The 13,770-nt window shown below is 45.3% G+C and carries 7 protein-coding genes; 6 read left to right on the top strand and 1 reads right to left on the bottom strand.

Features of this window, described 5'->3' with window-relative positions; all coding sequences use genetic code 11:
• Entirely contained in the window at positions 1–1,329 is a 1,329-nt protein-coding gene (locus NFI81_RS24920; protein ID WP_234616195.1) for an amidohydrolase, read from the bottom strand.
• Between the two features lie 430 nt (positions 1,330–1,759).
• Here NFI81_RS24920 and NFI81_RS24915 point away from each other — a divergent pair, with 430 nt between their 5' ends.
• The 6 genes from NFI81_RS24915 to NFI81_RS24890 all read left to right on the top strand — a co-directional run bounded on the left by NFI81_RS24915 (position 1,760) and on the right by NFI81_RS24890 (position 13,728).
• The gene (locus tag NFI81_RS24915; RefSeq protein WP_234616194.1) at positions 1,760–5,023 is read left to right on the top strand and encodes a SusC/RagA family TonB-linked outer membrane protein; all 3,264 of its coding nucleotides are present in this window, start codon (positions 1,760–1,762) and stop codon (positions 5,021–5,023) included.
• An 8-nt stretch (positions 5,024–5,031) separates the two neighbouring features.
• The gene (locus NFI81_RS24910; RefSeq protein WP_234616193.1) at positions 5,032–6,468 is read left to right on the top strand and encodes a SusD/RagB family nutrient-binding outer membrane lipoprotein; all 1,437 of its coding nucleotides are present in this window, start codon (positions 5,032–5,034) and stop codon (positions 6,466–6,468) included.
• Positions 6,469–6,703: 235 nt separating this feature from the next.
• Complete coding sequence (locus NFI81_RS24905) at positions 6,704–9,859, top strand: SusC/RagA family TonB-linked outer membrane protein (RefSeq protein WP_234616192.1); 3,156 nt, start codon at positions 6,704–6,706, stop codon at positions 9,857–9,859.
• A gap of 10 nt (positions 9,860–9,869) precedes the next feature.
• Positions 9,870–11,444, top strand: a complete 1,575-nt coding sequence (locus NFI81_RS24900) for a SusD/RagB family nutrient-binding outer membrane lipoprotein (protein ID WP_234616191.1) — start codon at positions 9,870–9,872, stop codon at positions 11,442–11,444.
• 10 nt (positions 11,445–11,454) lie between these two features.
• Complete coding sequence (locus NFI81_RS24895; protein WP_234616190.1) at positions 11,455–12,360, top strand: BT_3987 domain-containing protein; 906 nt, start codon at positions 11,455–11,457, stop codon at positions 12,358–12,360.
• Between the two features lie 123 nt (positions 12,361–12,483).
• A complete protein-coding gene (locus tag NFI81_RS24890) occupies positions 12,484–13,728 on the top strand; it encodes a pyridoxal phosphate-dependent aminotransferase (RefSeq protein ID WP_275949724.1) in 1,245 nt (414 codons plus the stop codon).
• Positions 13,729–13,770: the final 42 nt, after the last annotated feature.

Raw genomic sequence — 13,770 nt, 5'->3', positions numbered from 1 at the left:
TTATTTGCTTTTCGTTTTCTTCACGTTACTTGTGTTAGCCATTTGCAGATAATCCGTGGCCAACCGGCTGAGCGAACGAACACCCAGTACAAGGCTGCTTTCGTCCACATAGAAATCGGGTGTATGGTGCGGCGCTGCTGCTTCAACCGATTTACCTTTTGGCATGCCACCCAGGAAAAAGAAGAAACCCGGGACTTTTTGCTGAAAATAGGAAAAATCTTCCGCGCCCGTTTTAGCGGGAATTAAATACACATTGCTTTTCCCTGCCACATTATCCAGCGTTCCGATCATCTTCGCCGTTAAGGCTTCGTTATTAAACGTCACCGGATACATTACATTGATATTCACTTTCGCCGTTGCGCCAGCGCTTTCTGCAATGTTAGTAGCGATCTCATGCATACGCTTGTGCACATAGGTATGCATGCCCTCGTCAAATGTGCGTACTGTGCCTATCATTTTCACACTTTCCGGAATAATGTTCTCTCTGATGCCACCATTCACCGCGCCGACAGTGACCACAGCTGGTGCCTGCGTGAGATTAAGGTTGCGGCTTACAATGGTTTGTAATCCCATAATGATCTGCGAAGAAGTGACAATAGGATCCACGCCGGACCAGGGATAGGCGCCGTGGGTTTGCTTTCCTTTCACATCAATGCTGAAAAAATCAACCGCCGCCATCGTCGCTCCCGGTTTATAGGCGATTTTGCCGACTTCTATCAAAGCATCAATATGCAACCCGAAAATCGCTTCAACAGCTGGATTTTCAAGCACTCCCTCCTTCACCATCAGCTTTGCCCCGCCCTCCTCTCCTTGCGGCGCGCCTTCTTCGGCCGGCTGGAAAATAAACTTGATCGTTCCGGGGATTTCACTCTTCATTCCTGCCAGCACTTCTGCAACGCCCATCAGGATCGCGACGTGCGTATCATGACCGCAGGCATGCATTACGCCTGTTTTTTGACCATTATAATCCACCACTACGTTTGATTTGAACGGCACATCCACGCGCTCAGTTACAGGCAACCCGTCCATGTCCGCTCTCAGTGCTACAACCGGGCCCGGCTTTCCGCCTTTCAGCAGCCCCACAACACCTGTATGCGCAACGCCGGTTTGTACTTCAATGCCCAGTTGCTTCAAGTGGTTAGCCACTTTCTCAGCGGTTTTGAATTCACGGTTCCCTAACTCCGGATTCTGATGGAAATCACGACGCCATTCAACGAGCTTTTTTTCCAGTGATTGTGCCTTCTGATCAATTGAGGAGGATAAATCGGACTGCGCATGGGATTGCTGGAACGACAAAACAAACGCGAACGGAAGTAGTTGTTTGAGCATAAATGAAAGGTTATGGGAACTCTAATTTATTGGAATAATCCTATATAATAAGATCTTAGTTAACGGTTTGGAGCGAATAAATTCTAAAAAAATTTAATTTAGATTCATTCTCGTTTACGGAAACGTATAGGGTTAGCGTCAAACTAGTTAGCCATTTACTATTCTTAAAACCAGTTACCAGTAATGATACGAAAAAGTTAAAGAAAGCACCTTATTGTTAACAAATATATAACAAGAGCCGATTTTTCAGAAAATTCAAACATTTAAAATATCGCAAAAAATGCCGTATTCCAGGTATAAAATTCGCCGAAAACCCAGAGGATACCAAAGTATATTTTGAAAATTTGCAATTAAAAGGTTGTAATGGTTAAACTAATAATTATTTTTGCAACATTATGTTAACATAACAAATCTAACTCTTTTAACACGTATGAGGAAGACTCTATTAACCCTACTGGGATGCTTGTTGCTATTGACGGCACAGGTATTTGCTCAGGATCGCGCCGTGACAGGTAAAGTCAGCGCTGAAGACGGCTCAGTGCTGCCGGGTGTGAACATTTCTTTGAAAGGTACTAATCGCGGTACCACCACCAACGCCCAGGGAGAATTCTCGATTAATGCAGAATCGAATTCTACGCTGGTATTTAGCTTTATCGGATTCCAGACTCAGGAAGCCGCCGTAGGAAGTCAAACCACTATCAACATTTCTCTTAAGAATGATGTAAGCCAGTTACAGGAAGTTGTTGTAACGGCATTAGGCCAGGAAAGAAAAAGAAATGAGTTGGTTTATGCTGCCCAGCAAGTATCGGCTGAACAGATAACCCAGGCAAGGAATCCAAGTCTTATGAATGCCCTTTCAGGTAAAGTTGCAGGTCTTGATATCAAAACCAACAACAACATGGGTGGTTCAACAAACGTGATCATTCGTGGTTACAAATCCATTACAGGTAACAACCAGGCGCTTTTCGTAATTGACGGTGTGCCTGTTACCAACGCTAACACGAACACTACGGATCAGCAAACAGGTCGCGCGGGAACGGATTACGGTAATGCTGCATCAGATATTAACCCTGACAACGTAGCTTCTATCAACGTATTGAAAGGTGCTGCTGCAACTGCACTTTACGGTTCACGTGCGTCTAACGGTGTAATCCTGATCACTACCAAACAAGGTCGTAAAAACAGCTTTGACGTAACAGTTAACAGCGGCGTGACCTGGGGAAAAATTGACAAATCAACATTTGTTAAATACCAGAAAGAATATGGTGCTGGTTACGGTGGAAATGGCTCTGCTGATCAATTCTATCGCGGCGACCTGGGCTCAGGCGAAGGCGATATTGCTGTTTTCGATGCGGATGCTTCTTTTGGAGCGAAATTCGATCCAAGCCGTATGGTTTACCAGTGGGATGCAATCGACCCATTCTCTCCGAACTTCGGAAAAATGCGTCCATGGGTTGCAGCTGCTAACGGCCCTGACAAATTCTATGAAACTGCTGTAAACTCTAACCAAAGCGTTAGCATCACAGGTGGTGGTGACAACTCAACTTTCAAGGTTGGTTTTACAAGAAATGATGAAAAAGGAGTTTTGCCAAACAGTAAGTTGGGTAAAAACCTTTTTAACTTCTCAGCTTCTTATGATCTGACTAAAAAACTGACTATTTCTGCTAACGCCAACTACTCACAAATTAAAGGTATGGGTAGATATGGAACGGGTTACGATGGTAAAAACCCTAACCAGCAGTTCAGACAGTGGTTCCAGACAAACGTTGACCTTTTGGAACAAAAAGATGCTTTTTTCAGAAACGAACAGGATGTAACCTGGAACTGGGGTGACCCAACAGCGCCAATCGATCAGAACGGCCCGATTTATTCTGAAAACCCATACTTCTCCCGCTACAAAAATTACAGCAACGACAGCCGTGATAACTTCTTCGGTTACACACAAGCTGTTTACAAAATTGCTCCGTGGGTTGATTTGACAGGTCGTTTCGCTTACAATGGTACAAATGACATGCAGGAAGAAAGAATTGCTTTCGGAAGCGCTGGTCCTGCGGAATACAGCAGGTTCAACCGTTCGTTCAACGAAACCAACCTTGACGTTATCTTCAATTTCCGCAAGGCGATTACAAAGGATATCAACTTTTCCGGTTTATTGGGAGGAAGCATGCGCAGATCGAAAGAAACATCTATCCGCGCAAAAACAAATGGTGGAATGGTTGTTCCTGACCTTTATTCTCTCGGAAACAGCGTGAACCCAATCGAAGCACCAAGTGAAGTTTACAGAAGAATTGGTGTGGATGGTCTTTACGGACAGGCTTCTTTTGGTTACAAAGAATTGATTAACCTTGATTTGACTGCCAGACAAGATAAATCGACTACGCTTCCAAATGGTAACAATACCTATTTTTACCCTGCAATCGGTGCTAACTTCAACTTCTCCAACCTGGAAATGTTTAAAACACCTTGGTTGACAATGGGTAAATTGAGCGCTAACTATGCTGAGGTAGGTAATGATGCACCTTGGGGTAGCGTGCTTGACGTGTATGACAAACCTACAGGTATCGGTTCTGTGCCATACTTTACATTGCGTAACACGAAGAACAATCCAAACTTGAAGCCAGAGCGTACCAAAAACCTTGAATTCGGTCTTGAAACTGCATTCCTTGATGACCGCGTAGGCTTAAATGTTACTTACTACAAATCGAACACATTGGATCAAATCCTTCCTGTGACGATCAGCACTGCCACTGGATATGCATTCCGTTATGTGAACTCGGGTGAAGTTGAAAACAAAGGGGTTGAAATTTCTGCTTATGTAACGCCGCTTAGAACAGCAGACTTCTCCTGGACTGTGAATGTTAACTTCGCACGTAACAGAAATAAGGTGTTGAGCCTTTACGGAGATGTACAGAATGTTCAGATCGCAGCACCTCAGGGTGGTGTTACTTTGAACGCTGCGATCAAGAAAAACCCAGACGGATCAGTTGAAGGTCTTCCATTCGGTATTATCCGCGGTACGAACTTTGTTTACCACGAAAATGGTCAGAAAATCGTAAGACCAAACGGTCTTTATCAGGCATCTGCCAGCTCTGCTGAGGTGATCGGTAACCCAAACCCGGATTGGATCGGTGGTTTGAGCAATACACTTAAATACAAATCCGTTTCATTGAGCTTCCTGCTTGATGTACGTCACGGTGGAGATGTTTGGTCACTTGACCAATGGTATGGTGAAGGAACAGGTTTGTACCCGATCACTGCTGGCTTGAACGAAAATGGTGTTGAGAAAAGAGCTCCTGTTGCACAAGGCGGCGGTGTTTTATTCCCAGGTGTTCAGGCTGACGGTTCTCCTAACACAGTTCGTGCTGCGAACGTAGACGGAAACGGTGCAACTGCATACGGATATCCAGGAAACCCTCCCCGCGCTATGTATATCTACGATGGTAGCTATGTGAAGCTAAGAGAAGTTGCCTTGACTTTCGGCGTGCCTCAGTCAATCGTTACCAAACTTCGCGCATTCAAATCAATCGACCTTTCTTTGATCGGACGTAACCTTTGGATCATCCACAAAAACATGGAATACTCTGATCCGGAAGAAGGATTGGGTTCAGGATTGTCCAACGGTGCAGGTGGATACCAAAGTGGTGCATATCCGGCTGTAAGAAGTTATGGTTTCAATGTTAAATTCCGTTTCTAATAAGCAATATGAAAAAACTAATCATTTTCTTTCTACCCGTTCTCCTGCTGACCGCTTGCGTCGACAGTCTGGACGACTACAATGTAGATCAGAAACGTGCGACGGTCGTACCGCCGGTAACGCTTTTCTCGAATGCATTGAAAGGCCTGGCAGATACATTGACCAGCCCGAACGTAAACGTAAACAACTATCGTTTATACGTACAACATTGGTCTACAACGACTTATCTTGATGAACCAAGATATAACCTGACTGCTCGTACAATTCCTCAGGCTTTCTGGCAGGGATTATACAAAGGTGTGATTTCGGATTTGACCGAAGCGAAAAGACTATTGAACGAGGATGCATTATTGTCTGCTCCGTCCAAGGAAGTTCAGTTGGCTCAGATCGAGATCATTGAAGTGTTGGCCTGGGCTGACCTTGTAAACACTTTTGGAAACATTCCTTATACAGAGGCAATGAATCCTGAGAACCCGCTGCCTAAGTACGACGATGCAAAAACGATCTACGACGACCTGCTTGCACGCCTGGACGCAGCTTTGCCAAAGTTGAACACAACAGGAACCCCTTTCGAAGATGGCGACCTGCTTTACAAAGGAGATATTGCACTGTGGAAAAAATTCGGAAATTCTCTGAAATTGAAACTGGCAATGATCATTGCGGACAGCGATCCGGCAAAAGCGAAAACAATGGTTGCACAGGCTGCAACTAATGTATTTACTTCCAATGCCGACAAAGCTGCATTCCCTTACATTGGTACGCCTCCGAACTACAATCCAATTTCACAAAACCTGAACCCATTGTATTCAACCCGTCAGGATTTTGTTGCTTCGGAGACGCTTGTTAACCCAATGAATGAACTGAATGACCCGAGAAGAGAGCAATTCTTCACAGCGGTTGGCGGTAAATATATTGGTGGAAAATATGGAATGCTGAACACTTACTCTGCGTTCTCTCACGTTGCTGACAAGATCATTGAACCAGATCTTGAAGGTTTGCTGCTCGACTATTCAGAAGTTGAGTTCTTGCTGGCTGAGGCTATCGAAAGAGGCTTTATCACAGGTTCTGCTGCTGAACATTACAACAAAGCTGTAACTGCATCTATCACTTACTGGGGTGGAACAGCGGCGCAGGCGACAGCATACCTTGCGCAACCAAAAGTGGCTTACGCAACTGCGGCTGCTACCTGGAAAGAGAAAATCGGTTTCCAGAAATGGATCGCTCTTTACAACAGAGGATGGGAATCATGGGTTGAATGGAGAAGATTGGATTCCCCGAAACTGCTTCCTCCATCAGGCGGAAACGTTCCAGCAGGACTTGCCATTCCGGTTCGTATGATCTATCCGATCAACGAGCAAACGTTGAACCCCGCTAACCGTGAATCTGCCGCAAGCGCAATCGGTGGTGACCTTGCAACTACTAAACTATGGTGGGATAAGTTTTAATTAAGCTTGCTTACATACATTAAAAGGGGACAATTTGTCCCCTTTTTTTATGCCGTTTACCTGACAAAAACATTATAACATTGTTTTAATTTGGAATAACACCACTGATGTAAAATATAATATACGGTAACTGCTATACAGACAAAATTTTAATCTAGAAAAGGTGGCTTATTAATTGCAATTGTCAAAACAATAATTATTTTTACAGCAAGCTTTTTATAACAAACCTAACTTGATGAGAAAAAATCTACTAACCCTTTTGGGAGGGGTGCTGCTGCTCTGCAGTCAGGCTTTCGCCCAAAGCAGGGAGGTGACCGGGACGGTTACTTCCAAAGACGACGGATCATTGCTGCCCGGCGTTTCCATTCGAATTGCCGGCTCAAACACCGGAACACTCACAGACGACAGGGGTGAATACAGCATCAACGCGCGCCCGGATCAAACACTCATTTTCTCTTTTGTCGGTTTCCTTAATCAGGAACTGAAAGCACCATCGTCCGGGAACCTGGACGTGGTCATGACGCTGGACGAACTGGCGTTGAATGAAGTTGTAATTACCGCAGGTGGTCTTACTGCACAGCGCCGTGAGCTTGGCAACCAATCCACCACTGTAAAAGCGCAGGACATTGTTCAGGGAAAACCGATCAGTGTCGCAGCAAGCCTTGCAGGACGTGTGCCTGGATTGCTCGTAATGGGTGTAAGCAGCGGGGTGAACCCGAATTACCGTTTGGTACTGCGCGGTAACCGCTCACTTACAGGTAACAACCAGGCACTGGTTGTCATTGATAACATTATCTCAACCAATGATATCCTTGGGAATTTGAACCCGGAAGACATTGAAGATATTCAGGTTCTGAACGGTGCTGGTGCCGCCGCATTATACGGTTCTGATGCTTCCAATGGAGCCCTAATTGTTACCACGAAAAAAGGAAAATCGGGCGTAACGCAGTTCAAGATATCAAACACGACAACACTTGAGAAAGTAAGCTTTTTGCCTCAGCTGCAAAACGGATTTGGATCGGGAACGACGCCGGATGATGTCCCAGCTTACACGCCATACGAAAACCAGCAATATGGTCCGGCATTTGACGGTTCGATGGTAAACATTGGAAAGCCGTTGCAGGATGGTTCTATCCAGTCTGTCCCTTATTCGACACAGAATTTCCGTGAAGATTTTTGGAACACCGGCGTGGCCAACCAAACTGACCTAAGCGTTACATCAGGTGACGAGAAAGGCACATTCTACTTGTCAGCACAGTATTTTGATCAAAAATCAACTGTTCCTTACGATAAGTACAAGCGTTACAGCGTCCGTGCTAATGTTGTTCGTCACATTTACAAAAATCTGACAGCCTCATTTAACACAAACTTCATTGCAGGTCGTACCGCACAAAGCAGTGCAACAGCAGCCGCTTATGAAAACCTTTTAATGTCGCCTGGTCAAGTAGATGTTACGAATTATGAAGATTGGCAAAACAATCCATATGCTAACCCCAATGGATATTTCAACGAATATTACCATAATCCCTACTTCACATTGTCTAACAACCGCTGGGATCAGCGCAACGACTATTTGCAGGGTAACATGGAATTGAAGTGGAATCCGGTTAAACCACTGACATTCACTTACCGTGTGGGTATGAGCGGACGTAATTTGTCGGGCAAGGTTTATACTGACAAATTCACTTTTACCGATTATACGAAAAGCATTTCGGGAAGCTCTAAAACGGACATTGCTGGAACGGTTATCGATTATGCAGGTTACACAACGCAATTTGTAAATGACTTTTTGGCTGAATTCAGAACCAATCTGAGCCCGAATTTCAACTTGAATATTGCCTTGGGAACAACCGTGCGTGAGAACGCAACAAAAGCAATGGGCGTTGTAGCAAACGGTCTGGTGATCGACGGACTTTACAATATCGGTAACAGCCTGAACCCGCCGATTGCAAATGAAGGCAATTACAAAGCACGTCAGATTGGTGTGTACGGAGAAGCCCGTCTTGGTTTTAAAGAATTCCTTTATCTGCATGTTACCGGTAGAAATGACTGGCGCTCGATCCTGGCGAAAGAAAACCGTTCGTTCTTCTATCCTTCCGCTGATATCTCGTTTATTGCCAGCGATGCGATTCCCGGACTTGCGAATTCTGAATTCCTGGAGAGCTTGAAGTTCCGCGCGGGTTACTCACAAGTTGGACAGGTTAATTTGGGCACTAACAGGGATTTTGGCCCTATTCCTTTGAACAATCTTGGCGCTTACTCTTTGAGCAGCACATTCTCGCAAGCATTTGGTTACCCATATTCAAGTGGTGCTGGATTTGTGCAGGATAACGTGCTTGTTTCTTCCAACCTGAAACCTGAGATCACAACAGGAATAGAAGGCGGTATTGACTTCGAATTCCGTCCATGGAGCATTGGTGGTGGCGTTACATATTACCAAACCAACACGGTTGACCAAACCATTACCGTTTTGATTCCAAACTCTACGGGTTACGGATCTTTAAGAACCAACATTGGAGAGGTTGAAAACAAAGGGATTGAAGCAACATTGCACATTACCCCGATTAAAACTGCATCGGGACTGCGCGTTGACTTGGGTGCTAATTATACTTACAACAAGAATGAAGTGCTTTCCCTGTCTGCACAATCCAATGAGTTAAGTGTTGGTTCTTCCGGTTCTCCTGCAAAAGTGATTGCAAAAGTAGGCTCTCCTTTTCCTCTTCTTCAGGTAACCGATTACAACCGCGATCCCCAAGGAAGAATTATCGTTGATGCGAAAACAGGTTATCCGTCGACAGATGGCACTTACCACGATATAGGCATCACCAACCCGCCACACATCCTTGGCGTAAATGGAGGCATAAGCTTCAAAAAGATAAGACTAAACCTCCTGTTTGAGTACCGCAACGGACATTACATCTTCAATTCAGTTTCCGGAGGATTTGACTTTTCTGGTGCTGGTGTTCGCACAGGCTGGTACAACAGGGATCGTTTCGTAATTCCGAACTCTTCTTATCAAAATGCGGAAGGCGAATATGTGGAGAACACCAACATTGCCGTAAGAAGCGGCGGTGCTGATTTCTGGACAGATGGAACGAGAAATAGAGACATTGGCAGAAACTTTACAAACTCCGCAGGCTTCTGGAAATTACGTGAGGCATCCATTGGCTATGAGCTGCCCGCCGGATTGCTTGACAAAACAAAAGTAATCAAAGGTGCAAGCATCAGTGTTCAGGGACGAAACCTCTTTATATGGGCTCCAAAGTCAAACCTGTACACAGATCCTGAGTATAGCTCAAATGGTGCTGACAACAATGCGGTTGGTTTCACAAGCCTTGGACAAACGCCTCCTGCGCGTTACTTCGGCGGAACATTATCATTAACATTTTAATTAAAAACCAATGAAAAGATATAACATCAGTTGGATGCTGGTGCTGTTAGTCACAGTTCTCTCATCTTGTAGTGATTATCTAGATATAAATAACAACCCTAACCAGGCGACAAGTGTACAACCATTGCTTGTTTTACCTGCTGCTATAACGGGGACGGCTTCGGTATCGAGCCAGTTTAATAGTTACGGTGCACACTTTGGCGGTTATATGGCCAATGCAGGTGGTTTCTCCGGTTTTGGCAATTTGTTCAATTACCAGCTGATCCCAGATAACTACAATGCCCTGTGGGTAAATGCTTATGACAACCTGAATGATTACAAATATGTAATCGATCAGACGGAAGGAGACAATACGCAGGCTTATGCCAATGCAGCTGCGAACATTATGGTTGCTTATAACTTCCAGAAACTTGTAGATGCATTCGGCGACGTGCCTTACACAGAAGCCTTGCAGAACAACGCGAACCTGACCCCGAAATATGATGACGCTGCGATCATTTATCAGGATCTGATCACGAAACTGGATGCGGCAATGGCGCTGATCGATGCGGCAGAATTTCCGACAGCATTGAATTCATCGTCGGATCCGATGTTTGGCGGGGATATGGAGGAATGGAAGAAGTTCGCGAATACAATTAAGCTTCGCATTTTAATCCGCATTTCGGGAGTGCCCGCATTGACTGCTTTTGCAACTACACAATTTGCTGCGCTGGACAAAACTCTTGGCTTCATTACGGATGATGCCATGGTGAATCCGGGATATGTGAAAGACAAGCCAAACCCGCTTTGGAATACCTGGGGATACCAGTCAACAGGAACCCTTGCCAACTCTTCCCGCCTTCCTACTGAATTTGCTTTTGGTTTTTACGGGGGCCAAAAGTTGAGCGATGAAGGACGCGGATCTGTGACTTACGTAAATTTTGACGGTGGCACGCCTGTAAACCAGCTGGGCAATGAAGTGGAAGCTCCTACCATTATTACCAACTATTCAAGCTGGTATAGCGGCGAGTTCAACAGCGCTTCCAGCATCAGCAATGCACTAGGTGTATTAAAGGGACCAAGCCAGGGACAAGTGCTTATGCTGCTTGCCGAAGCGCAATTTCTACAGGCCGAAGCAAGATTAAAAGGATTTATAACAGGTGACTACATCGCAAGCTTTGATGCTGGTATCGCCGCATCCTACACTTACCTGTATAAAGATGTAACCAACGTGGTTGCAGCAGGAAAGAATGTAGCCGCAGATGTAGCAGCTTACAAAACAGGCAATGCAGCCCGGTATCTGGTGAACATCAAACTCGCCACAACGCCTGCTCAGCGACTGGAAGCAATCATTACTCAAAAATGGATTGCGGTGAATATGATCAATTCAGAGGAAGGTTATAATGAATTCAGAAGAACAGGTTATCCGGTCACTGTGCCAAATGGTGATGGTTACCACAACATTGCCTCTTTACTGTCAACCTCTACCCGTGCTGACAAGCTTCCTTCGAGAATTCTCTATCCGACTTCCGAGCAATCGTACAATGCTGGAAATTACAGAGTGATTAACCCATTTACTGATTTGATCTTCTGGGATCCTAACTGAAAAATCTGATATGAACTATTCAATAAAAATAGCTGGTCTCTTCCTGTTTGGTGTGGCCATGACATCCTGCCTCAAAGACGACATTTCCCTTGACCCGGACAAGTCGACCAATGTGGTTGAATTTAAAAATCCGTCCAGCTTTGCATCGCCTTCCGGCAGCACGTATTCACTTTATTCCCAATCGTTTGACCTGGCTGATGAAGCCGATTATCCGGTTACTGTCAGTTACTCCGGAGCGGATGTTGCGCCTGAAGACATCACCGTAACATTGGGCGTGGACACAGCTGCGGTAACGCAGTACAACACCGAGCAAGAAGAAGAATTTGACGCCATCACGCCGGATCTTTATACAATTCCTGCGACAGTAGTCATTCCAAAAGGACAGCGCAGGGCGGAGGTGGTGATCAAACTGAAACCTTCGAAATTCGATTTTGCTAAAAATTACGTGCTTCCGATCCAGATCAAGTCGGTTTCCAGTGGCATTGTAAGCGGCAATTTCGGAACGATCCTGCTGGGAGTGAAGGCTAAAAACATTTACGACGCCACTTACGCAGCAACCGGATATGTGTATCACCCGACTGCACCAAGAGCCGTTGCGAAGAACAAACCCTTGGTAACTGTATCGCCAACAACCGTTTCGGTAGAGCTGGGTGACTTAGGAGGATCGGGGTACAATGCTAATCTGACGGTTGATCCAAAAACCAATAAGGTAACCATCACACCCGCAGCAGGAGCGGCAGGAGCGCCTTACACGCAATTTGACAAAGAATTGCCTGCGCCCTACAAAGCTGCCTGGACCGGTGCCCCAAAGGCAAATAACACTTATGATCCGGCAACCAAAACCTTTTATCTGAGATATGGATATATGGGGGCCAACGGATGGCGGGTTACGGAGGAGATTTTGGTAAGAAAATAATACACCATTCAAGAGAATACACTTCCTTATTACGTAATAGTTTGAAATTAGCTGGTCCGGCTCGGGCCAGCTAATTTTTTAATCGATTTTCTTTAACTTTGGTGGTTATCCTATCTGAAATCAATGGAATTTTTAAAAAGCCAGCGCCTTAATAACCTCAAATATGAGATTCGCGGCGCTACGTATCAAAAAGCATTGGAACTGGAAAGCCTCGGTTATAAAATCCATAACCTGAACATTGGTAATCCAGCCCCGTTCGGATTTGACTCTCCGGATGAGATTGTTCACGATATCATCATGAATCTCCGCAACGCGCAGGGCTATTCAGATTCCAGGGGATTGTTCGCCGCCAGAAAGGCGGTCATGCACTACACGCAAACAATTGGTATTCAGGATGTTGAAATAAATGATATTTTCATAGGCAATGGTGTAAGCGAGCTCATTCTGCTTTCTATGCAAGCTTTGCTGAACCCGGGAGACGAAATATTGGTCCCATCGCCGGATTACCCGCTTTGGACGGCCGCTATCGCGTTAAGCGGAGGCACGCCCGTGCATTACGTATGCGACGAGGAGTCGGACTGGAACCCCGATCTGGACGATCTGGAAAAGAAGATTACTTCCCGCACAAAAGGAATCGTCCTGATCAACCCTAATAACCCAACGGGCGCTGTTTACGAAAAAGACGTGCTGATCCGCATTGCCAAAATTGCAGAAGAGCATGGCCTCATCATTTTCTCGGATGAGATTTACGATAAAATCCTTTACGACGGAGCTGTACATTACCCAATGGGATCGCTCGTAACGGAAACGCTTTGTGTGACATACGGCGGACTTTCAAAAAATTACAGGTCGGCTGGCTTCCGTGGGGGATGGATGATCCTTAGCGGCGCTAAACAAAAAGCCAAGTCATATCTCGAAGGGATTTTACTGCTCGCCAGCATGCGCCTTTGCGCCAATGTTCCCACGCAGTATGCCATTCAAACTGCCTTGGGAGGTTACCAAAGCATTAAAGAACTGGTTGTTCCAACCGGCAGATTGCATAAGCAAATGAACCTCGTTTACGACAGGCTGACCTCCATTCCCGGCATAACCTGCGTAAAACCAAAAGGTTCTTTATATGTTTTCCCAAAAATTGATCTGAAAAAATTCGGTCTAAAAACGGACGAACAGTTTGTCTATGACTTGCTAAGCGATCAAAAAGTACTCGTAGTGGCCGGAACTGGCTTCAATTACATTAGCGATGATCATTTCAGGATTGTGTTTTTACCAACAATCGATGAACTGAACCAGGCAATGGATAAGATTGAGTTCTTTTTCGAAAACCGCCGCATTCTGTCCACGCGGACTGTGGAAGATGTGATAGCCTGAGCAAGCAGACCAAGTAACCGATCCCTATCAGCAGTTATTGTC

Origin of the sequence: Dyadobacter fanqingshengii (assembly GCF_023822005.2) — a bacterium.
Taxonomy (GTDB): domain Bacteria; phylum Bacteroidota; class Bacteroidia; order Cytophagales; family Spirosomataceae; genus Dyadobacter; species Dyadobacter fanqingshengii.
The sequence above is the reverse complement of the archived record's forward strand: the minus strand, read 5'-3'. Positions and strand labels throughout refer to the sequence as shown.

Excerpts from the sequence above, each read along its gene's own strand:
- NFI81_RS24890 (WP_275949724.1), top strand. The coding sequence starts at position 12,484 with ATGGAATTTTTAAAAAGCCAGCGCCTTAATAACCTCAAATATGAGATT.
- NFI81_RS24905 (WP_234616192.1), top strand. The coding sequence starts at position 6,704 with ATGAGAAAAAATCTACTAACCCTTTTGGGAGGGGTGCTGCTGCTCTGC.
- NFI81_RS24895 (WP_234616190.1), top strand. The coding sequence starts at position 11,455 with ATGAACTATTCAATAAAAATAGCTGGTCTCTTCCTGTTTGGTGTGGCC.
- NFI81_RS24915 (WP_234616194.1), top strand. The coding sequence starts at position 1,760 with ATGAGGAAGACTCTATTAACCCTACTGGGATGCTTGTTGCTATTGACG.
- NFI81_RS24920 (WP_234616195.1), bottom strand. The coding sequence starts at position 1,329 with ATGCTCAAACAACTACTTCCGTTCGCGTTTGTTTTGTCGTTCCAGCAA.
- NFI81_RS24910 (WP_234616193.1), top strand. The coding sequence starts at position 5,032 with ATGAAAAAACTAATCATTTTCTTTCTACCCGTTCTCCTGCTGACCGCT.
- NFI81_RS24900 (WP_234616191.1), top strand. The coding sequence starts at position 9,870 with ATGAAAAGATATAACATCAGTTGGATGCTGGTGCTGTTAGTCACAGTT.